This is a genomic window from Cupriavidus sp. NPDC089707 (assembly GCF_044748965.1).
GTDB lineage: Bacteria > Pseudomonadota > Gammaproteobacteria > Burkholderiales > Burkholderiaceae > Cupriavidus.
This window is the reverse complement of the sequence record NZ_JBIVHB010000012.1, coordinates 67247-92948: the sequence shown is the minus strand read 5'-3', so window position 1 is coordinate 92948 and position 25702 is coordinate 67247. Positions and strand designations below refer to the sequence as shown.

Here is a 25702-nt window from a genome sequence, read left to right as displayed (position 1 = left end):
GCTGCACCGCCCCGGAAGCGGCCCTGCGCGCCGCGCCCGGACCCGCGGATTGCGCTTGCGCGCCCCCTCTTTTGCGATGCCAGACACGCCCCAGTCCAACGCCCCGCACGTCTCCGATATCGACTCCGAAACCAACGGTGCCGCGGCGCTCGCCGTACCCTTCCCTACCACACCCGGCTTCTCCGAGCTTGGCGAGAAGTTCTTTACGCGCCTGCAGCCAACGCCGCTGCCCTCGCCCTACCTGGTGGGCGTGGCGCCGGCCGCCGCGGCGCTGCTCGGCTGGGATGCCGGCGTCGGTGCTGAGCCAGGCTTTGTCGAGACCTTTGTCGGCAACCAGGTGCCCCACTGGGCCGACCCGATCGCCACGGTCTATTCCGGACACCAGTTCGGCATCTGGGCCGGACAACTCGGCGACGGCCGCGCGATCCGGCTGGCGCAGGCCGATACGGCCGCCGGCCCTTGGGAAATCCAGATCAAGGGCGCCGGGCTGACGCCCTACTCGCGCATGGCCGATGGCCGAGCGGTGCTGCGCTCATCGATTCGCGAGTACCTGTGCTCGGAAGCAATGGCCGCGCTGGGCGTGCCGACCACGCGCGCGCTCAGTATCGTCGGATCGGACGCGCCGGTGCGGCGCGAAACCATCGAGACCTCGGCGGTGGTCACGCGCCTGGCGCCAACCTTTATCCGCTTCGGGCATTTCGAGCATTTCGCCGCGCATGACGACGTGGCCTCGCTGCGCCAGCTGGCGGACTTCGTCATCGACAACTTCATGCCGGCATTGCGCGACGAAGCACAGCCCTACCAGGCCCTGTTGCGCGAAGTCTCGCTGCGCACCGCTGACCTGGTCGCGCACTGGCAGGCCATCGGTTTCTGCCACGGCGTGATGAACACCGACAATATGTCGATCCTGGGCCTGACCATCGACTACGGCCCGTTCGGCTTCCTCGACGCGTTCGACGCCAACCATATCTGCAACCACTCCGATACGCAGGGCCGCTACGCCTACAGTCAGCAGCCGCAAGTCGCGTTCTGGAACCTGCACTGCCTGGCGCAGGCGCTGCTGCCACTGTGGCTGCCGGGAGAGGAAGCCGATAAGGAAGGCGCCCGCGATGCCGCGATCGAGTCCGCGCGCGCAGCGCTCGACCCGTTCCGCGACCGCTATGCCGCGGCCTTCTTCCGCCACTACCGCGCCAAGCTGGGCCTGCGGCCGCCGGCCGGCGGCGATGACAAGACCGACGAGCCCCTGCTGACCAGCCTGTTCCAGCTGCTGCACGGGCAGCGCGTGGACTACACGCTGTTCTGGCGCAAGCTGTGCGGCATCTCGTCGCAGGATGCCTCGCGCGATGCGCCGGTGCGCGACCTGTTCCTGGACCGCGCCGCCTTCGACGCCTGGGCCGCCGACTACCGCGCGCGGCTGCGTGCGGAGCAATCGGACGACGCCGCGCGCAAACTGGAAATGCTGGCGGCGAACCCCAAATACGTGCTGCGCAACCACCTTGCCGAGACCGCGATCCGGCGCGCGCGCGAAAAGGATTTCAGCGAAACCGAGCGCCTGCTGGCGGTGCTGTCGCGCCCATTCGACGAGCAGCCCGAGGCCGAGCACTATGCCGCGCTGCCGCCTGACTGGGCCGCCGGGCTGGAAGTCAGCTGTTCGTCATGACCGGATTGCGCATGCGCCGGAGCCTGCACGCCGGCGCCATACGGTGTAAGGTTCGCGCCAGGGTGCCGACCAACGAAGGTTCCGGAGCCATGGCCCCGGCCAAGATCGCGAGGAAACGACAATGACCACCACCAAGACCGACGCCGAGTGGCGTGAACAACTCTCCGACATCGAATACCGCGTGACGCGCGAAGCCGCGACCGAGCGCCCCTTCGCCGGCCGCTACTGGGACCATTGGGAACGTGGCATCTACAACTGCGTCGGCTGCGGTACGCCGCTGTTCGAGTCCGCCACGAAATTTGACGCCGGCTGCGGCTGGCCCAGCTATTTCCGGCCCATCAACGGCGAGGTCATTGCCGAACACGCCGACCACACCCACGGCATGGTGCGGGTGGAAGTCCGCTGCAAGGAATGCGGCAGCCACCTGGGCCATGTGTTCGAGGACGGACCGGCTCCGACCGGCCTGCGCTATTGCATCAACTCGGCTGCGCTAAAATTCGATGACCGCGACCCGGCGCAGCGTGAGGCGGATCATGCCCACGATGCCGGCAGCGGCAACGAGCCCCGGCGCGACCCGCAGCGCTGACAAGCCCCGGCCATCGCGCCGGCAACAACCTGGTACCGCATGAAATTCCTGTTCGACCTGTTCCCGGTCATCCTGTTTTTCGCCGCCTTTAAGCTGGCCGACATCTACACTGCCACCGCCGTGGCCATTGCCGCCACGGTGGTGCAGATCGGCTGGGTCTGGTTCCGCCACCGCAAGGTCGAGCCGATGCAGTGGGTCAGCCTGCTGATCATCGCCGTGTTCGGCGGCGCCACACTGGTGCTGCACAACGAAACCTTCATCAAGTGGAAACCGACGGTGCTCTACTGGATGTTCGCCGTGGCGCTGCTGGGCTCGGTGATGGTCTGGCGCAAGAACCTGATCCGCGCCATGATGGAAAAGCAGGTCGCCCTGCCCGATCCGGTGTGGACGCGCCTGAATGCGGCCTGGGCCGGCTTCTTCGCGGCCATGGGTGTGCTGAATCTCTACGTGGCCTATCAGTTTTCCACCGATGTCTGGGTCAACTTCAAGCTGTTCGGCAGCATGGGGCTGATGCTGGTGTTCATCGTTGCGCAGAGCGTCTGGCTGTCGCGCCACATGCCTGAAAACAGCCAGGACTGACGCTCCGGCGGCCTTATACCCGAAAAGGAAACTAACCGATGGCAGCCAATCCCGCCACGATCGAGGCGCTGCTGCGTGAAGCGCTCGCCCCCAGCCACCTCGCCGTGCGCGACGACAGCGCATTGCACGCCGGACACGCCGGTGCCGCATCCGGCGGCGGACATTACGACGTGACAATCGTCAGCGAGCGCTTTGCAGGTCACAGCCGGGTTGCGCGACACCGCATGGTGTATGATGCGCTGCGCAGTCTGTTCCCCGCGCAGATCCACGCCTTGGCCGTGACTGCGTACACCGACCAAGAGTACCAATCGCGCGCATAGGCGCGCCTCTTTCAGCAACTCTCAGACCAGATTCCATGAAGACCTCCGTCCTCTCGTTCAGCCTGGCGGCTGTGCTTGCAGCTGGCAGCCTGCCGGCCATCGCCCAGAATGCCGCCGTCGTGAATGGCAAAGCCATTCCGTCGGCAAAGCTGGACAAGTTGATCGCCGGCACCGGCCAGCCCGACAATCCGGAGCTGCGCAAGCGTGGCCGCGACATGCTGATCGATCGCGAACTGCTTGCGCAGGAAGCCAACAAGCGCGGACTGACCCAGCGCGACGACGTGCAGGAGCAACTGGAACAGGCACGCCTGAATGTGCTGGCCGGCGCGGTGTTCGAGGACTACGTCAAGACCCACGGCGCCAGCGACGCCGAGCTGCGCAAGCAGTACGACAAGATCAAGTCGCAATTCGGCAATGGCAAGGAATACCATGCCCGCCATATCCTGGTGGAGAAGGAAGCCGACGCCAAGGCCATCATCGCCAAGATCAAGGGCGGCGCCAAGTTCGAAGACCAGGCCAAGGCCGCCTCGAAGGATCCGGGCTCGGCTGCCAACGGCGGCGACCTGGACTGGGCCAACAGCAGCAGCTACGTGCCGGAGTTCTCGGCGGCCATGACCGGCCTGAAGAAGGGCCAGATGACCGATACGCCGGTCAAGACCCAGTTCGGCTGGCACATCATCGAACTGGTGGACGTGCGCGAAGCCAAGATCCCGTCGTTCGAAGAGGTCAAGCCGCAATTGATGCAGATGCTGATGGGCGACCAGAACTGGCAACGCGAGCAGTTCCAGGCCATGATGAAGTCGCTGAAGGACAAGGCGAAGATCCAGTAATCACGGACCGGTCGCCCCCACCGGTCCTGCAAGGTTGAACGATGCAGCGCGTGGAGACGACCGCCCCCTTGAAGGCCAACTACTGGCAACTGTGGCATCTCTCGTCCCGGGGCATGTGCTATTGCGCCTTGGCCTGGGTGACCCTGGACGGCGCCGCCCCTGGCTGGCGCCAGCTCCACCCCTACCTCCCCCTGCGTGACCGTTACGCGCCCGAGAAGATCCTGCATGCCGTGGTGGCATACAAGGAGGCTCGCGGCGAAATCAAGCCCGCGCCCGGGTTCGAGTCGGGGCGGATGTTGACGTATGCGTATGCGTCTTGGAGTTCTAGGTTGTTGAATTCTGGGGTCTAGGGTGGTGGCGGTTTTTGCTACGGCTTGGCATCTGGTAGCTATTTGATATTCCCGGTTCCGCCCTGAAGGGCGGGTAACTCTTTGTCCGAGCGACAAAGAGTCACCAGAATGCGCGTTGACCGCCCCGGGCGGGCGGCCACTCTTATCGTAGTGTGCGAGTGTTTTCGCACGGGGCTTCGCTTCCTCGCAAAGCCGGGCTGCCTGCCGCCGTGGTGCGCCACGGTGGCCGCGGATTGACGCGGTGATTGAACGAGCCCAGAGCTGTGGGTGGCCCCTGCTGCTGGCGGCAACGTAGGAACGCCTTCGGCTGCGCTGCGCGCCGGCAGTATCGCAGGTCAGTGGCTCTGGCACGGAACGCATCGCTGCGCTCGCTTGGCGCTATCGGCGATGAGCCCCTCGGTGCCCCAGGTGCCCACGTGCCCAGTTTCCACCGCCTGTTCGCTCCCCTCGCCCGCTTGCGGGAGAGGGGTTGGGGGAGAGGGCCAGAGCCTCCACGGAGCGAATCCAGCCAATTCACGAGGCCGGCCGCGGATCTTCGTTAGCGATAGCCATATCGCCACACCCGGCAAACCAACCAGGATCCGCGCGCAGCGCAGCCGTAGGCGTTCCTACCATGACGCCAGCAGCAGGGGCCACCCAACAGCTCTGGGCTCGTTCAAAAACTGCATCAATCCCAAGCCACGGTGGCGCACCAAGGCGTCAGGCAGCCCCGCCCTGCAACGAAGCAAAGCCCCGTACGAAAGCCGCCGCACACTACGATAAGAGTGGCCGCCCGCAGGGCCGTAAACGCGCTTTCTGGTGACTCTTTGTCGCTCGGACAAAGAGTTACCCGCCCTTTAGGGCGGAACCGGGCGTATCAAATAGCTACCATGCCAGCCGCCAGGAAGAGAGGCCAGCTAACCCAGCCCCCCAAGCCAAGCCACGTCATCCCACCCACTTCCTCGCATTCCGGAACATCCGCATCCACGGGCTGGCCCCATCGCCAACCTGCTTCCAAGCATCCGGCGCCCAGCTCATGGTCGCAGCACGGAACACCCGCTCCGGATGCGGCATCAGCACGGTAAAGCGGCCGTCGACGGTAGTCACCGAGGTGATGCCGTCAGGCGAGCCATTCGGGTTCAACGGATAGGTCTGCGTCATCGCGCCGTAATTGTCGACGAAACGCAGCGCAACGTTGGCCTCGCCGATATTCCCCTGCTGCGAGAAGTCCGCAAACCCTTCACCATGCGCAACCACGATGGGGATGCGGCTGCCCTCCATGCCGGCGAAGAAGATCGACGGCGACGACTGCACTTCCACGGTGACGTAACGCGCCTCGTACTGCTCCGACTGGTTGCGCGTGAACTGCGGCCAGGCACCGGCGCCCGGGATGATCGGGGCCAGGTTGCTCATCATCTGGCAGCCATTGCACACGCCCAGCGCAAAGGTGTCCTGGCGGTTAAAAAACGCCGCGAACTGCTCGGCCATCTGCGCATTGAACAGGATGGTCTTGGCCCAGCCCTCGCCGGCGCCCAGCACGTCGCCGTAGCTGAAGCCGCCGCAGGCGACAAAGCCGGTGAAGTCAGCCAGGCTGGCGCGGCCGGCGATCAGGTCGCTCATGTGCACGTCGTGCGTGTCGAAGCCGGCGCGGTCCATGCTGTACGCCATTTCGATCTGCGAGTTGACGCCCTGCTCCCGCAGGATCGCCACGCGCGGACGCGCACCCTTGACGATATACGGCGCGGCGATGTCTTCCGCCGGATCGAACGTCAGCACCGGGCTGATGCCAGGATCGGCGGCGTCCAGCAGGCGGTCATATTCGCTGTCCGCACAGGCCGGGTTGTCGCGCAGGCGTGCGATGCGCCAGCTGACTTCGCTCCAGTTGCGCTGCAGGTCGGTGCGCGAGGCACCGAACACCTTCTTGGCATCGCGGTAGATCTCCACCTGGTCGGTAGTGTTGGGCTTGCCCACCACGTGGCTGCACGCCGACAGGCCGGCCTCGCGCAGCACCGAGAAGACCGCGTCGCGGTCCTGCAGGCGCACCTGCACCACCGCACCCAGTTCTTCCGAGAACAGCGCGCGCAGGGTCTGGTCATTGCGGCGCTCGGCGATCTGCTGCGCCCAGTTCTTGGCGTCGCCGTAGTCCTGCTCCTGCTGCGGATCGAGCGCCAACATGTCGACGTTCAGCGACACGCCACAGTGGCCGGCAAAGGCCATCTCGGCCAGCGTGGCGATGAAGCCGCCATCGGAACGGTCGTGGTAAGCAAGCAGCTTGCCCTCGCGGTTCAGGCGCTGGATCACGTTGAAGAAGTTCTTCAGGTCTTCAGCGTTGTCGACGTCCGGCGCGCTGTCACCCACTTGCTGCGTGACCTGCGCCAGGATGCTGCCGCCCATGCGGTTCTTGCCGCGGCTCAGGTCGACGGCGATCAGCACGGTGTCGCCTGCGTCGGTGCGCAGTTGCGGGGTCAGCGTGCGGTTGACGTCGTCCACTGCGGCAAAAGCCGAGATAATCAGCGATACCGGCGCCACCACTTCCTTGTTGACACCTTCGTCCTGCCACTTGGTGCGCATCGACAGCGAATCCTTGCCGACCGGAATGCTGATGCCCAGTGCCGGGCACAGTTCCATGCCGACCGCGTGCACGGTGTCGTACAGCCTGGCGTCCTCGCCTTCCACGCCGCAGGCCGCCATCCAGTTGGCCGACAGCTTGACCTTGCCCAGGTCCTTGACCGGTGCGGCGGCCAGGTTGGTCAGTGCCTCGCCGATCGCCATGCGACCCGAAGCCGGTGCGTCGATCACGGCCAGCGGCGTGCGCTCGCCCATGGTCATCGCCTCGCCGGCATTGCCCTTGTAGTCCAGCGTGGTCACGGCCACGTCGGCCACCGGCACCTGCCACGGGCCGACCATCTGGTCGCGCGCGTTCATGCCGCCCACGGTGCGGTCGCCGATCGAAATCAGGAACGACTTGTTGGCCACGGTCGGATGGCGCAGCACATCGCGTACGGCCTGCTCCAGGCTGATGCCGGTCACGTCCACGGCCGGCAGCGGCTGCTCGACACGCTTGACGTCGCGGTGCATGCGCGGCGGCTTGCCCAGCAGCACGTCCATCGGCATGTTGACGGCGTAGTGTTCCTTGAGCGCGGCGTCGACGCTGGCGTCGACCAGTTGCAGTTGCTTCTCCTCGGTGGCAATGCCGACCACGGCGAACGGCGAACGCTCGCGCTCGCACATGGCCTGGAACTGCGGGAAGCTGTCCGGCGCGATCGCCAGCACATAGCGTTCCTGCGACTCGTTGCACCAGATTTCCGCCGGCGACAGCCCGGACTCTTCCAGGTGCACCTGGCGCAGGTCGAAGCGCGCGCCGCGGTCGGCGCCGTCCACCAGTTCAGGGAAGGCGTTCGAGATGCCGCCAGCACCGACGTCGTGGATCGACAGGATCGGGTTGGCCTCGCCGAGCTGCCAGCAGGCGTTGATCACTTCCTGCGCGCGGCGCTCCATTTCCGGGTTGCCGCGCTGGACCGAATCGAAGTCCAGGTCGGCGGTGTTGGTGCCGGTCGCCATCGAGCTGGCGGCGCCGCCGCCCATGCCGATGCGCATGCCCGGGCCGCCCAGCTGGATCAGCAGCGTGCCGGCCGGCAGCGGGTTCTTGTGCGTGTGCGAGGCGTCGATATTGCCGATGCCGCCCGCGATCATGATCGGCTTGTGGTAGCCGCGCACGGTGCCGCCGACGTTCTGCTCGTAGACGCGGAAGTAACCGCCCAGGTTGGCGCGGCCGAATTCATTGTTGAACGCGGCGCCGCCGAGCGGGCCATCAATCATGATCTGCAGCGGCGAGGCGATGCGGTCGGGCTTACCGGTCACGCCGGGCTTGTCATCGGGGTTGCGGTGCGCCACCGGCTGGGCGGCGTCACGGTCGTTTTCCCAGGACTCCACCGCCTCGGGCAGCATCAGGTTGGACACCGTGAAGCCGGTCAGGCCGGCCTTGGGCTTGGCGCCGCGGCCGGTCGCGCCTTCGTCGCGGATTTCACCGCCGGCGCCGGTGGAAGCACCCGGGAACGGCGAGATCGCGGTCGGGTGGTTGTGCGTCTCCACCTTCATCAGCGTGTGCGTCAGCGCTTCGTGGCGACCGTACTTGTGGTCGCCGCCGCGCGGGAACCAGCGCTCGGCCACGTCGCCTTCCATCACCGCCGAGTTATCCGAGTAGGCCACGATCGAGCCCTGCGGATTGAGCTGGTGTGTATTGCGGATCATCGCGAACAGCGACTTGTCCTGCTGCACGCCGTCGATGGTCCAGGTGGCGTTGAAGATCTTGTGGCGGCAGTGCTCGCTGTTGGCCTGCGCGAACATCATCAGCTCGACGTCGGTCGGGTTGCGCTCCAGCCTGGCGTAGGCGTCGACCAGGTAGTCGATCTCGTCCTCGGACAGCGCCAGGCCCATCTCGACGTTGGCCGCGGCCAGCGCGCTGCGGCCGGCGGAGATGTCGATAAAGCGCAGCGGCTTGGCCGGCAGTTCCTGGAACAGGCCGGCGGCATCGTCACGCGAGGCGACCACGGCCTCGGTCATGCGGTCGAACAGGTGCGCGGCAACGGCGGCGCGGGTATCCGCGTCCAGCGATTTGCGGCCGCGCAGCAGGCCCTTCTTGCAGACCACGGTGATCTCGATGCCGCGCTCGATGCGGTGGATATGCGTCAGGCCGCAGTTATGGGCAATGTCGGTCGCCTTGCTGGCCCACGGCGAGATCGTGCCGAAGCGCGGGATCACCACGAAGCGGTCGCCCTCGGACTGCTCGGCGAACGGTGCGCCATAGGTCAGCAGCGCCGCCACGCGCGACTGGTCGTCGGCCGACAGCGGCGTCTGCGCGTCAACAAAATGCAGGAACTGGCCGTGCACCGATTCAATATCGGCATCGATTTGCCGCAGGGCGGTGAGCAGGCGTTGCTGACGGAAGGCGGAAAGCGCCAAAGCGCCGGGGAAGCACGAGAAATGCGCCATGATCGTAGCGGTCAGGGAGGCGTGGAGTAAGGCCTGGGGGCCTGAGTAAAGGCTCAAAGGCCTGGGTAATGGCTGCTGCTTGGCCGGCACCGCTGCATGGGGCGTCCGGCTGGCGGGAAACCGATATTGTACCTTGCCAGGCGTGGGATTTTGCATTGCTCCATCATGGCAGCGCCGTGTTACATGGATTCGTGATAATGCTTATGCATCACTTTGCGCAATTTATCGCCCGTGTGGCGTTCTCGACTGCCATGCGGGTCGTCCCCCCGCAGTGCACTCCCGTCAACGCTTGTGCGCGCCATTCGGCATATTTAGCTTGACACTTGATTCACGAATTATGAGCATGGTCACCACCCCCGGTACCGCACCACCGCGCCCCATGCCATCCATGCTTCCCGATCTCGATGCCCTGAACACCCGCCTGCGCGAGGGCGCCACCAGCCGCGCAGCGATCCTTGAGCAGGCCGCCGCCGCGGCAGCCGGCCCCGCCGCGGACGCCGTGTTCCTGCACAGCACCTTCGAGGCCGCCGCGCAGGTTGCGCGCGCCGCCGATGCCGCCAGCGGCGCCGGCAAGATGCTGCCCCCACTTGCCGGCCTGCCGGTGTCGGTGAAAGACCTCTATGACGTCGCGGGAGACGTCACGCGCGCGGCCTCGATCGTGCGCCAGGATGCCGCCCCGGCGACAGCGGACGCGACCGTCGTGGCGCGCCTGCGCCAGGCGGGCGCCGCTATCGTAGGCCGTACCAATATGACGGAGTTCGCCTTCTCCGGAGTCGGCATCAACCCACACTACGGAACGCCGGTCAACCCGGCCAGCGAGCCCGGCACGCCGCGCATTCCCGGCGGCTCATCGTCCGGCGCGGCAGTGTCGGTGGCGCTCGGGCTGGCGGTCGCCGCGCTTGGCAGCGATACCGGCGGCTCGATCCGCATCCCGGCCGCGCTGTGCGGCATCACAGGCTTCAAACCGACTGCCCGGCGCGTGCCGCTGACCGGTGCCTTCCCGTTGTCGTACACGCTTGACACCGCGTGCGCCATGGCGCGCACGGTCGGCGACTGTGTCGCGGTCGATGCCGTGATCGCCGACCAGGCGGTGCTGCCGCGCGTCACCAGCCCGTCGGCGACGCGGCTGGCAATTCCCCGCCAGTACCTGCTGGACGATCTCGATCCAGTCGTCGCGCGCGCCTTCGACCGGGCACTCGGCCGGCTGTCGGCCGCCGGCGTACAACTTGAACATGTCGACCTGCCTGAGCTTGGTGAACTCGCCACCCTGAACGCGCAGGGCGGCTTCAGCGCTCCCGAGGCCTACGCCATCCATCGCCATGTGCTGGCGGGCAAGCGCGACCTGTACGACCCGCGTGTGGCGTCGCGCATCGACCGTGGCGCTGCGATCAGCGCCGCCGACTATATCGACCTTGGCCGGGCCCGCCTCGACTGGATCGCCCGCATGGAAGCGCGCCTGGCCCGCTTCGACGCCGTCGTGTGCCCGACCGTGCCGATGGTTGCCCCCGAGATCGCGCCGCTGCGCACCGATGACGCGCAGTTTTTCCGCGTCAATGCCCTGCTGCTGCGCAACACCTCGGCCTTTAACTTCTTCGACGGCTGCTCGATCTCGCTGCCCTGCCACGCGCCGGACGAGTTGCCGGTCGGGCTGATGCTGTCGCACGGCCCGATGCGCGATGCTGAACTGCTGGGCACGGCCCTTGCGTTGGAACGGATCGTGCAACCGTCTTCGCGCGACGACTGAGACCGCCGCCGCGCTGTTGATCTTGCGCTGACCGCGGCCCACGCCGCGGAAGGCACCAGGTAGTACGCAGACAAGCTGTACAACCGCGCCCCGCGCGCACACCAGGAGAGATCGAGATGCGAGTCAAGGCAATCGTTGCGGCCGGCCTGGCGCTGGCCGCCATGACGGTACAGGCGGATACCAAGTGGGACCTGCCCACCGGCTACCCGGCGGGCAACCTGCATACGGAAAACCTGCAGCAGATGGCCAACGACGTCGACAAGGCGACCGGCGGCAAGCTCAAGATCGTGCTGCATCCCAATGGCTCGCTGCTCAAGGCCAACGAGATCAAGCGTGGCGTGCAGACCGGCCAGGTGCAGATGGGCGAGATCCTGATGTCGCTGCTGGCCAACGAGAACCCGGTGTTCGGCGTCGATGCGGTGCCCTTCCTGGCCACCAGCTATACCGATGCCTACAAGCTGTGGCAGGCCTCGCGCCCGGTCACTGAAAAGGTGCTCGACAAGCAGGGCATGAAGCTGCTCTATGCGGTGGCATGGCCGCCTCAGGGCATCTACGCCAACAAGCCGATCAACTCGGCCGCCGATATGAAGGGACTGAAGTGGCGGGCGTACAACCCGGCCACCTCGCGCATCGCCGAACTGGTCAGCGCGCAGCCTGTGACGATCCAGGCTGCGGACCTGGCGCAGGCGCTGGCCACCGGCACGGTCAATTCGTTCATGTCGTCGGGGGCGACCGGGGTCGACACCAAGGTGTGGGAAAGCGTGAAGTACTTCTACACCGTGGACGCGTGGCTGCCCAAGAACATGCTGGTAGTCAGCAAAAAGGCCTTCGCGGCGCTGGACAAGCCCACGCAGGACGCACTGCTCAAGGCCGTCGCCGACGCCGAGAAGCGCGGCTGGCAGGTCTCCGAGCAGAAGACCAAGGAATACCTGGCCACCTTGTCGAAGAACGGCATGACGGTGCAGCCGCCCTCGCCGCAGCTCAAGGCCGACATGCAGAAGGTCGGCCAGACCATGGTGGACGACTGGGCCAAGACCGCGGGCGATGACGGCAAGACCATCCTGAACGCCTATCGCAAGTAGGCAACCAAGCCAGCACCGCAGCCTCCCGCCAGGCCGTGCAGGCTGGACTGGCGGGTTTTTCCTCCTTCCTGACGCTGCCATCATGCCGACTGCCCCACTCCCCAAGCGCTGGCTCGACCGCCTGCTCGACCTGTTCGCCGCGCTCGGCGCGCTCTGCATCCTCGCCGTCTGCGTGATCATGATCCTGATGTCGCTGTCGCGCGAGACCGCGGTGATCCTCAAGGGCGGCGACGATATCGTCGCCTGGCTGTGCGCGGCCTCCGCCTTTCTCGTCCTCGGCCAGACCTTCCAGCACGGCGGCATCGTGCGCGTGGAAATGCTGCTCGAAGCCGTCGGCCCACGCCGGCGCCGGGTGCTGGAGGTGGCCTCGCTGACCGTCTGCCTGGCTTTTGCTGCCTACGCGACCTGGGCGCTCGGCACCTTCGCCTGGCAAAGCTGGGACATCGGCGATGTCTCGCAGGGACAGATCGTGATCCCGCTGTGGATTCCGCAGAGCTTCGCCGTGCTGGGCATCATCGGCTTCCTGCTGGCGGTGGCCGATGAATGGCTGCGCGTGCTGCGCCGGCAGAAGCCGCGCTACCAACTCGCGCAGGAAGCCAAACTCGCCGCCGGCGATTTCGGGGAGACGGTCTGATGAGCACGGTCCTGGTTGCATTGATCCTGCTGCTGGTGATGATCGTCTTCCTGGCGATCGGCGCGTGGATCCCGGTGGCGATCGCGGTCACGTCGTGGATCGGGCTGGTGGTGTTCTCCGACCGCGAGGCGCTGGTGAGCCTGGCCAATGCGTGGTGGTCGTCTAGCGCGTCATACACGCTGGCCTCGCTGCCGCTCTTTGTCTGGATGGGCGAGATCCTGTTCCGGACCAAGCTGTCCGAGCAGATGTTCAACGGGCTCTCGCCGTGGCTGAACTGGCTGCCGGGCCGGCTGATGCACGTCAACATCCTGGGCTGCGGCATCTTCGGCTCGGTATCGGGGTCGTCCGCGGCGACCTGCGCCACCATCGCCAAGTCCGCATTGCCGGAACTGACGCGGCGTGGCTATGACGAGCGCACCACGCTCGGCTCGCTGTCGTGCGCGGGCACGCTGGGCATCCTGATCCCGCCGTCGATCACGATGGTGGTGTATGCGGTGTCGGCGGATGTGTCGATCATCCGCGTGTTCCTGGCCGGCTTTATCCCCGGGCTGATGCTGATGCTGCTGTTCTCCGGCTATATCGTTGTCTGGGCCCTGGCCAACCCGGGCAAGACCCCGGCGCCCGACCGCTTCGACTGGCATGCGCGGCTGGCGTCGATCCGGCAACTGCTGCCGTGCATCGTGCTGATCGCCTTTATCGCGTGGGTCATGGTCACCGGCTATGCCACCGCGACCGAGGCCGCGGCCTATGGCGTGGTGGCGTCGCTGGGGCTGGCGTGGGCCGGCGGCTCGCTGACGCGCGCAGCGTTCTGGGACAGCCTGATGTCGGCGACGCGCCTGACCGCGATGATCATGTTCGTGCTCGGCGCCACGTCGTTCCTGTCGGTGACGATGAGCTTTACCGGCATCCCGCGCGCGCTGGCCGAGTGGGTGGCCGCGCTGCAACTGTCGCCGTGGGCGCTGATCGCGGTGCTGACGGTGATCTACATCGTGCTTGGCACCGCGCTGGACGGCATTTCGATGATCGCGCTGACCACCGCCACGGTGCTGCCGATGGTGCAGGCGGCCGGGTTCGACCTGGTCTGGTTCGGCATCTTCATCGTGCTGCTGGTGGAAATTGCCGAGGTGACACCGCCGGTCGGCTTCAACCTGTTCGTGCTGCAGAGCATGACCGGCAAGGACAGCAACTATATCGCCCGGGTCTCGCTGCCGTTCTTCATGATGATGGTGGTCGCCATCGCCATCATCACGATCTGGCCGCAGGTGGTGACGTGGCTGCCTGACCTGGTCATGCAGCAGGAGGTCAGATAGCATGGGCCACATGGGCCAGCCGCTCTTGTGCCGATGCGCCGCGCGGAGGCTGCGAATCGCATGCATGTGATTGTCATCGGCGCCGGCGTGATCGGCGTCTGTTCCGCGTGGTACCTGCGCCAGGCCGGTTTCGACGTGACCGTGCTGGAGAGGCGCGCCGCGCCAGCGCAGGAGACCAGCTTCGGCAATGCCGGCATGATCGCGCCGGGCTATGTCACGCCGTGGGCGGCGCCGGGCATGCCGGGCAAGGTGCTGCGCACGCTGTTCGCGCGCGAGGCGCCAGTGGTGTTCCGCCCGTCGGCGGACCCGGCGATGTGGCGCTGGATCGTGCGGTGGCTGCGCGAGTGCAATCTGGAACGCTACCGCGCCAACAAGCTGCGCATGCAGCGGCTGGCCTTCTACAGCCGCGCCTGCCTGCACCGGCTGCGCAGCGAGCTGGAGATCGACTACGAGCAGTCGCAGGGCTACCTGCAGCTGTTCCGCACCGCGCGCGACCTGGACCTGGCAGGCCCCGCGGTGGCGCTGCTGCGCGAGAACAACGTGCCGCACCAGCTGGTCAGCGCGCAGGAATGCCGGCGCATCGAACCCGGCCTGGCGGCCGATACGCCATTGGCCGGCGGCCTGCACCTGCCCGAGGATGAGTCCGGCAACTGCCCGATGTTCGTGCGCGCGCTGCACCGGCATGCCGAGGCGGCGGGGGTCGCATTCCGCTTCGAAACTCAGGTGGCGCGCATCCGGCCGGACCAGGGTGGCAAGCTGCAGGTCGAACTCGCGCACGGTCAGAATGGGAGAGCGCCGGTGCTGGCTGCCGACCGCGTGCTGGTCGCCGCCGGCGTCGACAGTGCCCCGCTGCTGCTGCCGCTGGGCCTGCGCGTGCCACTGTATCCGGTCAAGGGGTACTCGGTCACGCTGCTGGTGCGCGACGAACTGCAGGCGCCGCTGGGCGCGCTGATGGACGAGTCGTACAAGATCGCGATCACGCGGCTGGGCAATCGCATGCGCGTCGCCGGCACGGCCGAGCTGGGTTCGCGCCGGCTCGACCTGCGCCCCGCCGCGCTGCGCACGCTGGTCAAGGTGGCGCGCGACTGGTTCCCGGTGGCGGGCAACTACCAAGAAGCCACGCAATGGGCCGGCGCGCGCCCGATGCTGCCGGACGGACCGCCACTGATCGGCCCCACTGCCGTGCCCGGCCTGTTCCTTAACCTCGGCCACGGCTCGACGGGCTGGGCGATGAGCTGCGGATCAGGCAAGATTGCGGCTGACCAGATCGCCGCCAGCGCAGGCGCGGCAAGCGGGCCCGACATCGACATGGAGGGCCTGCTGCCGGGCCGCCATGGGCTTGGCCCCGCCAGATAGCCACACATGAGCCGCCACCCTGCCGCTTCCACCGCCGCGCCGCAACACCAGGGCGACGGCTGGTTTGAGCTCGACGCCGCTTCGCCATTGCCTGTCCCGCTGTACGACGCTGCCGCCATTCGCCGCATCGAGAACGCCGCATTCGCACGACTGCCTTCGTTCACGCTGATGTCGCGCGCCGGCGCCGCCGCCGCGGACTGGCTGGCGCGGCATGCGCCAGCGGGCCCTTTGTTGTTCCTTGCCGGCGCAGGCAACAACGGTGGCGACGCACTGGTGGCGGCGACGCGGCTGCACGGCGCGGGCCGCACGGTGCAGGTATGGATTGCGGCGGACCCGGTCCGGCTGCCGGCCGATGCGGCAAGCGCATGGCAGCAGGCGCAGGCAGCAGGCGTACCGATCCGCGAAGTCGGGGCGATGCCGGCATCCGCGGCAGATCCCGCACCGGACTGGCCGCCACAGGCCGCCGCCATCGTCGACGGCCTGCTCGGCATCGGGCTGAACCGCGCGGCCAGCGGCGCCATGGCGTGGTGGATCGATCAGGTCAACCGCAGCGGGCTGCCGGTATTCGCGCTCGACATTCCGAGCGGGCTGTTCGCCGACACCGGTGCGGGCGCACCGGCGATCCGCGCCCGCCGCACGCTGACCTTCATCGCCGCCAAGCCCGGCCTGCTGACGCTGGATGGCCGCGATTGCGCTGGCGCCGTCGACATCGCGCCGATCGGCCTCGACTACCCTCCCGCGGAACCGCCTCATGCCCTGGCCAATGGCCCGGCGCTGTTCGGCGCAGCGCTGCCGCGACGGCACCATGCCAGCAACAAGGGCACGCATGGCTCGCTGGCCGTGATCGGCGGCAACCACGGCATGACGGGCGCGCCCTTGCTCGGTGCCCGCGCCGCGCAGTTTCTGGGCGCGGGCAAGGTCCATATCGGCTTTCTCGCGCAGCCGGCGCCGCTGCTCGATCCTTTGCATCCGGAACTGATGCTGCATGCGCTGGATGGCCTCGCGCCAGGGGCGATGTCGGCACTGGTGATCGGCCCCGGCCTTGGCACCGACGCCACGGCGCAGCGGCACTTCACGCGGCTGCTGCAGGCACTTGCCGCGGCGCCGGTGCCAACGGTGCTCGACGCGGATGCGCTCAACCTGCTCGCTGCCGACCCCGCCCATGCAGGCGCGTTGGCCGCCGCCCGCGCACCCTGCGTGATGACGCCGCACCCGCTTGAAGCGGCGCGCCTGATGGGCACCTCGGTGGCAGACGTGCAGCGCGACCGCATCGCGGCGGCCACCGCGCTGGCCCGGCAATGGCAGGCGGTGGTCGTACTGAAGGGCTCGGGATCGGTGATCGCGGCGCCGGACGGCAGCCCCGCCACACTGAACCCGACTGGCAACGCGGCGCTGGCCAGCGCCGGCACCGGCGACGTGCTGGCCGGCATGATCGGCGCATTGCTGGCGCAAGGCATGCCGCCGCTGCCGGCCGCGCAGGCGGCGGTATGGATCCACGGCCAGGCGGCGGACGACCTGGTCGCGCACGGCACCGGACCGGCCGGCGTGACCGCCAGCGAGTTGTATCTGCCCGCACGCGCCGTGTTCAACCGCTTGCTTGCGGGGAACGGCGCATGACGGCTGGCGCGACATTGCTGCGCGACCCGTCCGACCGCCGCCAGTTGCTGACCGGCATCGCCCTGCTGGTGATCGGCCAATGGGTGCTGAGCCTGCTTGACGCCACCAGCAAGACGCTGACACAGCAAGGCCTGCCGCTGGTCGCGGTGGCCTGGGTGCGCTATGTCGGCCATGTGGTAGCGATCTTCCTGCTGCTGGGGCCGGCCGGCTGGCGGCGCCAGTGGCGCCCGGCAAAGCCCGGCCTGCAGTGGCTGCGCGGCGGCCTGATGCTGGTGTCGACGCTGGTGTTCTTCAGCGTGCTGATGCTGATGCCGCTGGCGCAGGCCACGGCGCTGAATTTCTGCGCGCCGCTGTTCGTGGTGGCGCTGTCGCCGTGGCTGCTGGGCGAGCGCCCCGGGCGACACGCACGCTGGATGCGATGGACCGGCGTCATCGTCGGTTTTGCCGGCATGCTGGTGGTGGTGCGCCCAGGCGGGCAGCTCAGTCCGCTCGGCGTTGGCCTGGGGCTGCTGTCGGCGCTGGTGTTCGCTCTGCTGCAAATGCTGACGCGCCGCATTGCCGCGCACGACGCGCCCATGACCACGCTGATCCAGAGCGGCGTGACCGGCGCGTGCCTGACCACGCTGATCGTGCCCTTCTTCTGGTTCACCTATTGGCCTGCACCGATGCAATGTGCGCTGCTGCTGTCGGCGGGCATCACGGGATCGCTGGGCCACTATTTCGTCATCCGTGCCTTCCAGCACGCCGATGCCTCGTTCCTGAGTCCCTTCCTGTACCTGCAGATCATCTCGGCCACCGTGATCGGCTACCTGGCGTTCGGGCAGTTGCCTGACTGGACCACGGCGGCAGGGATCGGCGTCATCTGCCTGGGCGGACTTTGCGTCGCCGGTGGCGAGCCGGTCCTGCGTGCGGTGGCGGCGCGGCTGCGCGCGCGGCCGGTCCCGACGGGGTCGTCAGACAATGTCCTATAGCTGGCTGGCACGCTGGCTGCTATGTTGCAAGTGGTAACGATATGCCATGGCAACCTGCCCGGAAGGCCATAATGCTGACGCTATACTTCCGGACTGCGACGCGGCTCGCCCCCTGCAACCTGATTTGTCCTGCATGCCCACAGACCTTCACGCCTGGAACGCCCTGCTTCGGCACCATGACACGATTCGCGATGCTCAAATGCTGGAGTGGTTCGATGCCGAAGGCACGCAGCGCGTCTCGCAGTTCTCACTAGACGCCGCCGGCCTCTATCTCGACTATTCGAAGAACCGCATTACGCCCGAGACCATGCGGCTGCTGGTGCAACTGGCGGCCGAATCCGGTGTGCCGCAGCGGCGCGACGCGATGTTTGCCGGCGAGCACATCAACACTACCGAAGACCGCGCGGCGCTCCATGTCGCGCTGCGCGCGACGGCCGGCGATGGCTACAAGGTCGACGGCGAAAGCGTCATGCCGGCGATCCAGAAGGTGCTGGTGCGCATGCGCAACTTCTCCGAGCGCGTGCGGGGCGGCGCGTGGAAGGGTGCTTCGGGCGAGCGCATCACCGACGTCATCAACATCGGCATCGGCGGTTCCGACCTGGGGCCGCGCATGGTGTGCCGCGCGCTGTCGCACCTGTCCGACGCCGACAGCCAGTCCGGCCCACGCATGCATTTCGTCTCCAATGTCGATGGCACCGACCTCGCCGAGACGCTGGTGCGCCTGGACCCGCAGCGCACGCTGGTAATCGTCTGTTCCAAGACCTTCACCACGCTGGAAACCATGGCCAACGCGCGCAGCGCGCGCGCCTGGTTCATCGCCAACGGGGTGGCCGAAAGCGACCTGGCCAAGCATTTCGTCGCAGTCTCGACCAACACCGACGCGGTGCGCGAGTTCGGCATCGATCCCGCCAACATGTTCGAGTTCTGGGACTGGATCGGCGGGCGCTTCTCGCTGTGGTCATCGGTCGGCCTCTCGATCACGCTGGCCGTGGGCTTCAACGCTTTCGCCGACCTGCTCGCCGGCGGCCGCGCCATGGACGAACACTTCCGTACCGCGCCGCTGGAACGCAACATGCCGGTGATCCTCGGCATGCTGGGCATCTGGTACCGCAATTTCTGGCACCTGCCGACCAGCTGCATGGCGCCCTACTCGACCTCGCTCGAACTGTTCCCCGCGTTCCTGCAGCAGCTTGAGATGGAGAGCAACGGCAAGTCGGTGCAGCTCGACGGGCAGCGCGTGCGCACGCATACCTCGCCTGTGGTGTGGGGCACGGCCGGCACCAACGGCCAGCATGCCTACTTCCAGCAGATTCACCAGGGCTCGCAAGTCGTGCCAGTGGATTTCGTGGCGCCGCTGGTACCGCCGCGCCGTCTGCCGGGCCATCATGCCAAGCTGCTCGCCAACTGCTTTGCGCAGGCCGAGGCGCTGATGCGCGGCCGCAGCGCCGACGAACTGCGCGCCGCCGGCCTGACCGACGAAGTGCGCATCGCGCATATGGTGTTCGAGGGCAACCGCCCCAGCAATGCCTTGCTGATGGAGGATCTGACGCCGCACGTGCTGGGCGCGCTGATTGCGCTCTATGAGCACCGAACCTTCGTGCAGGGCGTGGTGTGGAAGATCAATTCGTTCGACCAGTGGGGCGTGGAGCTGGGCAAGATCCTGGCCCGGCCGATCGAAGCCGAGCTCACCGGCGCCGGCACTGGCCAGCACGATGCCTCGACCTCGGCGCTGATCGAGCGCGCCCGCGCGGTCTTGAAGGCAGGCGCTGCCAGCTAAGGCTTCAGACCTCGGCGCCCATCCATTCGTCGCTGGCCACGCGCCCGGCGTCGATGGTCAGGATGCGCCCGCAGCGTGCCGCCACCGAGCGGTCATGCGTCACCAGTACCAGCGTCGAGCCGGCGTCGCGATTGAGCGCGAACATCAGCGCGATCACCGCCTCGCCGGTGGCCGTGTCGAGGCTGCCGGTCGGCTCGTCGGCAAACAGGATGTCGGGACGCGCGACGAATGCGCGTGCCAGCGCCACGCGCTGCTGCTCGCCGCCCGACAACGTGCGCGGGTAGTGGCTCAGGCGCGCACCCAGACCCACACGCTGCAGCATGTCCACCGCGCGCTCGCGCACCTGCGACGTTTCACCGCGCAACTCCAGCGGCAGCATTACGTTTTCCAGCGCGGTCAGGTGCCCCACCAGCTGGAATGACTGGAACACAAAGCCGACATGCCGGCCCCGCAGCGCTGCGCGCTGGTCCTCGTCCAGGGCATACAGATCCTGCCCGTGCAGGCGCACCGTGCCCGCGCTGGGCAGGTCCAGCCCGGCCAGCAGCCCCAGCAGCGTCGACTTGCCCGAGCCGGATGCACCCACGATGGCCAGCGTTTCGCCCGGCGTGACGGAAAACGACACCTCGTGCAAAATCGTCAGCGAACCTGTCGTGTCGGCTACGGTCTTTCCAAGGGACTCGACGGCAAGAATGGAAGAGGACATGGATAAAGTGATCCGAGTGATCCCAGTGATCCGGGGCAAAAGGCGCAGACTGCTGCTGGCAGCCGCGGTGACGCTGACGATGTTGGGCGGGCTGCGGCCAGCGCAGGCCGCAGCGCCTGCGCTGCTGGTGCTGGGCGACAGCCTGTCCGCCGAATACGGCATCACGCGCGGCACCGGCTGGGTCACGCTGCTGCAAGACCGGCTCAAGCAAGAGCGCTTCGATTATAACGTCGTCAATGCCAGCATCAGCGGCGAGACCACCATCGGCGGCAAGACCCGCTTGCCGGACCTCCTGTCGCGGCACAAGCCGGCCATCGTGGTGGTGGAACTGGGTGCCAACGACGCCCTGCGCGGCCTGCCGCTGCAGACCACGGAGTCCAACCTGCGCCAGATAGTCAGCAGCGCGCAGAAGGCTGGCGCCGGCGTGCTGCTGGTCGGCATGCGAATCCCGCCCAACTATGGCCAGGATTACACCGAAAAGTTCTTCTCGCTGTATCCGAAGCTGGCCAGCGAATACAAGGTTCGGCTGGTGCCATTCTTCCTCGACAAGGTGATGGCCAGGCAGGATTGGTTCCAGCCGGATCGCATCCACCCTACTGCCGAGGCGCAACCGGCGCTGCTGGAGACGGTGTGGCCGCAACTCAAGCCGATGCTCAAGCGCACCGCTGACAGGTAGACGTCTGCGGCGTAGCTTCCAAAAAGCAAAAAACCCCTGCCGCCATGGCAGGGGTAGGATTGCTGACAAAGGGAAAATGCCAGGTTGTTTGCTCCCCTCTCCCGCTTGCGGGAGAGGGGCTGGGGGAGAGGGCCGGCGCATGGCAAGCACCGTGGCGCCTCACTTCGTGGCAACTCCTGCCCTCTCCCCCGCCCCTCTCCCATAAATGGGAGAGGGGAGACAACATTCGCTGCCTTTGCGGCGTGGCGCGTGGCAGCCTTACTCCGCGCCCTGCGCCTGCGTGCCCGCCGGCGCCACCAGCTTGACCTTGGAGCGCGCCTTCAGGCTTTCATAGAAGGCCTGCAGGTCGGCCTGGCCGGCGAGCTGCGACAGTTGCTGCGCTTCAGCCTGGCGTTGCGCCGGGTTGGCTTGCGCCGGCTGGCTGACCTTGGAGATGCGATAGACGGCATAGCCATCAGCGCCCAGGTCGACACCCACCATCGCGGGCAGCTTGGTGGCATCGGCCCGCATCACTGCTTCGACAGCCTTCGGCGGCACGCCATCGGTCTTGGCGCGCGACACGGTCTGCACCGCACCGAAGCCATCGGCGCTGTCGGCCTTCTTCAGTGCCTCTAGGCGAGCCTCGCCAGCCTTGCGGGCCAGCTCCGCAGCCTGCTGGGCGATATAGCCCTCGCGCACCTTGGCTTCCACTTCCTCGAACTTGCGCACGGTGGCCGGGCGATAGTCGACGATGCGGGCCGCGACCAGCGTATTCGGTGCGACCTGGACGGCTTCAGTATTGCGCTTCTTCTGGATCGATTCCTCGCTGAACAGTGCCTTCAGCACCTTCTCGTTGTTGAGCGGGTTCTGCGCGCCCAGGGCCGGGTTCGGCTGGCGGGTCACGTTGTCGGCGGTCTGGATCGTCAGCTTGAACTTGTCGGCGGCCGGCTTCAGGCTGTCAGCCTGTTCGTAGACCATGTTGCCGAAGGCGTCGGCCTGCTCGGCGAACTTCTTGTCGGCAAACTGCTTGCGCAGCTCGGCTTCCAGTTCGGTGCGCACGGCCTCAAGCGGCTTGGTTTCCGACGCCTTGATGCCGGTCAGCTTGATGATGTGGTATCCGTAGTCGGTCTCGACCACGTCGCTGATCTGGCCATCCTTGAGCGCGTACATCGCGTCCTCGAACGGCTTGACCAGCGCGCCCCGGCCCATGAAGCCGAGGTCGCCGCCTTTTTCGGCCGAGCCCGGATCCTGCGACTGCTTCTTCGCCACGTCGGCAAAGGTCTCGGGGTGCTTGCGCAGTTCGTCCAGCAGCTTGGCAGCCTTGTCCTTGGCAGCCTGACGTTCGGTAGCCGGCGCATCCTTTGGCGCGGCGATCAGGATATGGCTGGCGCGGCGCTGCTCATCGGTACGGAAACGCGCGATATTGCTTTCGTAGTAGGACTTCAGCTCTTCCGGCGTGACCGTCTGCGCGGCGGCAAGCGCTTCGCCCGACAGCACCAGGTATTCGACCTTGGCCTGCTCCGGCACCGAGAACGCCGAATGGTGGCTGTCATAGTAAGCCTTCAGCGCGGCGGCATCGGGCTGCACCTTGGCAGTGTAGCTGGCCGGCTTGAACACCAGCGCCTGCACATCGCGCTGCTGGTCGCGCACGGCGATCAGGCGGTCGAGCAGCGACTTGGGCATGAACGCCGTTGCGGCCACCGAAGCGCCCAGTTGCTGTGTCGCCAGCTCGAAGCGCATGCGGGCATCGAACTGCTCGGGCGTCATGCCCTGCGACTGCAACAGCTGCAGGTACGCCTTGTCGTCGATCTTGCCGTCTTTCGTGCGCGGCAGCTGGGCGATCGCCGGCAGGCTGCTGATTTCCTCGAGCAGTTTGGCATCCGACACGGTCAGGTGCTCGCGCGCCACGGTATTGGCCATCACGCGCTGCAGGATCAACTGGTCAAGTACCGCCTTGCGGGCATCCGGGCCCTCGAACTGGCGGGGATCATAGTTGTTGCCCAGGATCTGGCGCGCACGCTCGCTCTGGTCACGCACGACGTTATCGACTTCCTGCACGCTGATGGCCCGGCCATCGACCTTGGCCGCATCGTGCGAGCTGTCCATGAAGCGCGAGTAGCTCTCCACGCCGAAAAACACGAACGACGGGAAAACAAGCACCAGCAGCAGCAAGAGCATCAGGCGCCGGTTGTTGCGTACGAAATCAAGCATGCGGATTCGGGTAGTGGATTGGCACGAAAGACAAACTCTGCGATTCTAGCAGGAGCCGGTGGGGGCTGACCTTTGTGCAGGGTGCCGAACATGTCGTACCAATGAAATACGCCCGCTGAAGCGGGCGTATTTCATATAACTTGGCGGAGTGGACGGGACTCGCCCACATCCCGCGGGCCGCGGCTGCGCTTGCAAGCGCAGCCCTTCGAGTCCCGCCGGAAGCCGCGCAGGCGGCTTCCTCCACTCCGCTCAAATGAAAAACGCCCGCTGAAGCGGGCGTTTCGTAAAACTGGCGGAGTGGACGGGACTCGAACCCGCGACCCCCGGCGTGACAGGCCGGTATTCTAACCGACTGAACTACCACTCCTGTGTCGGTTGCTTCCTGCCGCATGTTTGCCGCGCTTGCGATGGGGAACGTGGTGGGTGCTGAGGGGCTCGAACCCCCGACCTACGCCTTGTAAGGGCGCCGCTCTACCAACTGAGCTAAGCACCCGTTCGACCATCGCAGGCAGGCTGCCTGCAGGTTGCTTTCGCTTCGCACCTCGCGGCAATTGCCGTGGTTTGCGTTGCGAGGGCGCAAGTGTAATACAGGAGATTTCAATTTGCCAAGGCCGTGCGCATAAAAAAACGCCGCGGGGCAGCGATGCCCGGCGGCGTTCATTTCACGCTGCCTGAATCAGTGGTGCAAACGCTCCACCTTGGCCGCGGCCTTGTCCGCCACGTCAGCGGGCTTGGCATCTTCTTCCGACAACGGCTCGGGCTTGCGCTCGAGCGCCAGTTCCAGCACCTTGTCGATCCAGCGCACCGGCACGATCTCGATGGCGTTCTTGACGTTGTCAGGGATCTCGGCCAGATCCTTGACGTTATCTTCGGGGATCAGCACCAGCTTGATGCCGCCCCGGTGGGCCGCCAGCAGCTTCTCCTTCAAGCCGCCGATCGGGAGCACCTCGCCGCGCAGCGTGATCTCGCCGGTCATGGCCACATCCGCCCGCACCGGGATGCCGGTCAGTACCGACACCAGCGCCGTGGTCATGGCGCCACCTGCCGACGGGCCGTCCTTGGGCGTGGCGCCTTCGGGCACGTGGATGTGGATGTCGCGCTTCTCGAACATCTCATCCGTGATGCCCAGGCGGCGTGCCCGCGAGCGCACCACCGAACGCGCAGCCTCTACCGACTCCTTCATCACATCGCCCAGCGAACCGGTACGGGTGATGTTGCCCTTGCCCGGCATGATCGCGGCTTCGATGGTCAGCAGGTCGCCGCCCACCTCGGTCCACGCCAGCCCGGTCACCTGGCCCACCTGGTTTTCCTTGCCGGCCAGGCCGAAGTCGTACTTGCGTACGCCGAGGAATTTGTCCAGGTTCTCGGAATCGACCTTGATCGTGCCCGACTCCTTCTTCAGCAGCAGCAGCTTGACCACCTTGCGGGCGACCTTGGACACCTCGCGTTCCAGCGAGCGAACCCCCGCCTCACGCGTGTAGTAGCGGATGATGTCGCGAAGCGCACCTTCTGCCACCTCGATCTCGCCAACCTTCAGACCATTGTTCTTGATCTGCTTGGGCAGCAGGTAACGCTGGGCGATGTTGACCTTCTCGTCCTCGGTGTAACCCGACAGGCGGATCACTTCCATGCGGTCGAGCAGCGGCGGCGGGATGTTCAGCGAGTTCGAGGTCGCCACGAACATCACATCGGACAAGTCGAAGTCCACTTCGATGTAGTGGTCCTGGAACGTGTGGTTCTGCTCCGGGTCCAGCACCTCGAGCAGCGCCGACGACGGATCGCCGCGGAAGTCCGCGCCCATCTTGTCGATCTCGTCAAGCAGGAAGAGCGGATTGCGCACGCCGACCTTGGACAGGCTCTGCAGGATCTTGCCCGGCATCGAGCCGATGTAGGTACGGCGGTGGCCGCGGATCTCGGCCTCGTCGCGCACACCACCCAGCGCCATGCGCACGAACTTGCGGTTCGTCGCGCGCGCCACCGACTGGCCGAGCGAGGTCTTGCCCACGCCGGGGGGGCCGACCAGGCACAGGATCGGCGCCTTCAACTTGTCTACGCGCTGCTGCACTGCAAGGTATTCCAGGATACGTTCCTTGACCTTCTCAAGACCATAGTGGTCTGCTTCCAGCACGCGCTCGGCATTGGCCAGGTCATTATTGACCTTGCTCTTCTTGCGCCATGGCAGGTTCACCAGCGTGTCAATGTAGTTGCGCACGACGGTGGCCTCGGCCGACATCGGCGACATCAGCTTGAGTTTCTTGAATTCGGCGTCGGCCTTCTTCTTGGCTTCCTTCGGCATGCGCGCAGCCTTGATGCGCTTGTCGAGTTCTTCCAGGTCGGCGCCTTCTT

The 25702-nt window shown here is 66.5% G+C and carries 18 protein-coding genes and 2 tRNA genes; 14 read left to right on the top strand and 6 right to left on the bottom strand.

Annotation, left to right across the window (positions count from 1 at the left end; genetic code table 11):
• Positions 1 to 76: 76 nt before the first annotated feature.
• From ACIP1U_RS19830 to ACIP1U_RS19810, 5 genes are all read left to right on the top strand, one after another.
• A complete protein-coding gene (locus ACIP1U_RS19830) occupies positions 77 to 1660 on the top strand; it encodes a YdiU family protein (RefSeq protein ID WP_400318460.1) in 1584 nt (527 codons plus the stop codon).
• 121 nt (positions 1661 to 1781) lie between these two features.
• Positions 1782 to 2246: a peptide-methionine (R)-S-oxide reductase MsrB gene (gene msrB, locus ACIP1U_RS19825; protein ID WP_400318210.1), complete on the top strand. Its 465-nt coding sequence runs from the start codon at positions 1782 to 1784 to the stop codon at positions 2244 to 2246.
• A 39-nt stretch (positions 2247 to 2285) separates the two neighbouring features.
• On the top strand, positions 2286 to 2825 hold the full coding sequence (locus ACIP1U_RS19820; protein ID WP_400318207.1) for a septation protein A: 540 nt from the start codon (positions 2286 to 2288) through the stop codon (positions 2823 to 2825).
• A gap of 38 nt (positions 2826 to 2863) precedes the next feature.
• On the top strand, positions 2864 to 3145 hold the full coding sequence (locus ACIP1U_RS19815) for a BolA family transcriptional regulator (protein ID WP_133098355.1): 282 nt from the start codon (positions 2864 to 2866) through the stop codon (positions 3143 to 3145).
• 35 nt (positions 3146 to 3180) lie between these two features.
• Positions 3181 to 3975, top strand: a complete 795-nt coding sequence (locus ACIP1U_RS19810) for a peptidylprolyl isomerase (protein ID WP_400318204.1) — start codon at positions 3181 to 3183, stop codon at positions 3973 to 3975.
• Between the two features lie 1274 nt (positions 3976 to 5249).
• Here ACIP1U_RS19810 and purL read toward each other — a convergent pair.
• A complete protein-coding gene (gene purL, locus ACIP1U_RS19805; protein WP_400318201.1) occupies positions 5250 to 9296 on the bottom strand; it encodes a phosphoribosylformylglycinamidine synthase in 4047 nt (1348 codons plus the stop codon).
• Between the two features lie 379 nt (positions 9297 to 9675).
• Between purL and ACIP1U_RS19800 the strand changes: the two genes are divergently transcribed.
• The 8 genes from ACIP1U_RS19800 to pgi all read left to right on the top strand — a co-directional run bounded on the left by ACIP1U_RS19800 (position 9676) and on the right by pgi (position 19787).
• The gene (locus ACIP1U_RS19800; RefSeq protein WP_400318198.1) at positions 9676 to 11040 is read left to right on the top strand and encodes an amidase; all 1365 of its coding nucleotides are present in this window, start codon (positions 9676 to 9678) and stop codon (positions 11038 to 11040) included.
• 116 nt (positions 11041 to 11156) lie between these two features.
• On the top strand, positions 11157 to 12122 hold the full coding sequence (locus ACIP1U_RS19795; RefSeq protein ID WP_400318195.1) for a TRAP transporter substrate-binding protein: 966 nt from the start codon (positions 11157 to 11159) through the stop codon (positions 12120 to 12122).
• Between the two features lie 82 nt (positions 12123 to 12204).
• Positions 12205 to 12756 carry a TRAP transporter small permease subunit gene (locus tag ACIP1U_RS19790; RefSeq protein ID WP_400318193.1) on the top strand — a complete coding sequence of 184 codons (552 nt, stop codon included), beginning with the start codon at positions 12205 to 12207 and terminating at the stop codon, positions 12754 to 12756.
• Positions 12756 to 14066: a TRAP transporter large permease gene (locus ACIP1U_RS19785; RefSeq protein WP_400318190.1), complete on the top strand. Its 1311-nt coding sequence runs from the start codon at positions 12756 to 12758 to the stop codon at positions 14064 to 14066. Before ACIP1U_RS19790 ends, ACIP1U_RS19785 begins: the two co-directional genes overlap by 1 nt.
• A gap of 60 nt (positions 14067 to 14126) precedes the next feature.
• On the top strand, positions 14127 to 15422 hold the full coding sequence (locus ACIP1U_RS19780) for a D-amino acid dehydrogenase (RefSeq protein ID WP_400318187.1): 1296 nt from the start codon (positions 14127 to 14129) through the stop codon (positions 15420 to 15422).
• 6 nt (positions 15423 to 15428) lie between these two features.
• Positions 15429 to 17039 (top strand): NAD(P)H-hydrate dehydratase, encoded by a 1611-nt coding sequence (locus ACIP1U_RS19775; protein ID WP_400318184.1) that lies wholly within the window; start codon positions 15429 to 15431, stop codon positions 17037 to 17039.
• Entirely contained in the window at positions 17036 to 18010 is a 975-nt protein-coding gene (locus ACIP1U_RS19770; RefSeq protein WP_400318182.1) for a DMT family transporter, read from the top strand. The genes ACIP1U_RS19775 and ACIP1U_RS19770 overlap by 4 nt, the downstream gene beginning before the upstream one ends.
• A 133-nt stretch (positions 18011 to 18143) precedes the next feature.
• The gene (pgi, locus tag ACIP1U_RS19765; protein WP_400318179.1) at positions 18144 to 19787 is read left to right on the top strand and encodes a glucose-6-phosphate isomerase; all 1644 of its coding nucleotides are present in this window, start codon (positions 18144 to 18146) and stop codon (positions 19785 to 19787) included.
• 4 nt (positions 19788 to 19791) lie between these two features.
• On the opposite strand, the gene ACIP1U_RS19760 is transcribed toward pgi, so the two are convergent.
• Entirely contained in the window at positions 19792 to 20490 is a 699-nt protein-coding gene (locus ACIP1U_RS19760) for an ABC transporter ATP-binding protein (RefSeq protein ID WP_133096871.1), read from the bottom strand.
• Between ACIP1U_RS19760 and ACIP1U_RS19755 the strand changes: the two genes are divergently transcribed.
• Positions 20489 to 21166 carry an arylesterase gene (locus tag ACIP1U_RS19755; protein ID WP_400318174.1) on the top strand — a complete coding sequence of 226 codons (678 nt, stop codon included), beginning with the start codon at positions 20489 to 20491 and terminating at the stop codon, positions 21164 to 21166. The two genes, ACIP1U_RS19760 and ACIP1U_RS19755, sit on opposite strands and share 2 nt — an antisense overlap.
• 258 nt (positions 21167 to 21424) lie before the next feature.
• On the opposite strand, the gene ACIP1U_RS19750 is transcribed toward ACIP1U_RS19755, so the two are convergent.
• The 4 genes from ACIP1U_RS19750 to lon form a co-directional block, all read right to left on the bottom strand.
• Complete coding sequence (locus ACIP1U_RS19750) at positions 21425 to 23356, bottom strand: SurA N-terminal domain-containing protein (protein WP_400318171.1); 1932 nt, start codon at positions 23354 to 23356, stop codon at positions 21425 to 21427.
• A gap of 290 nt (positions 23357 to 23646) precedes the next feature.
• Positions 23647 to 23723, bottom strand: a tRNA-Asp gene (locus ACIP1U_RS19745).
• A gap of 50 nt (positions 23724 to 23773) precedes the next feature.
• A tRNA-Val gene (locus tag ACIP1U_RS19740) sits at positions 23774 to 23849 on the bottom strand.
• Between the two features lie 183 nt (positions 23850 to 24032).
• A partial coding sequence (gene lon, locus ACIP1U_RS19735) for an endopeptidase La (protein WP_400318168.1) occupies positions 24033 to 25702 on the bottom strand: 1670 nt, incomplete at its 5' end.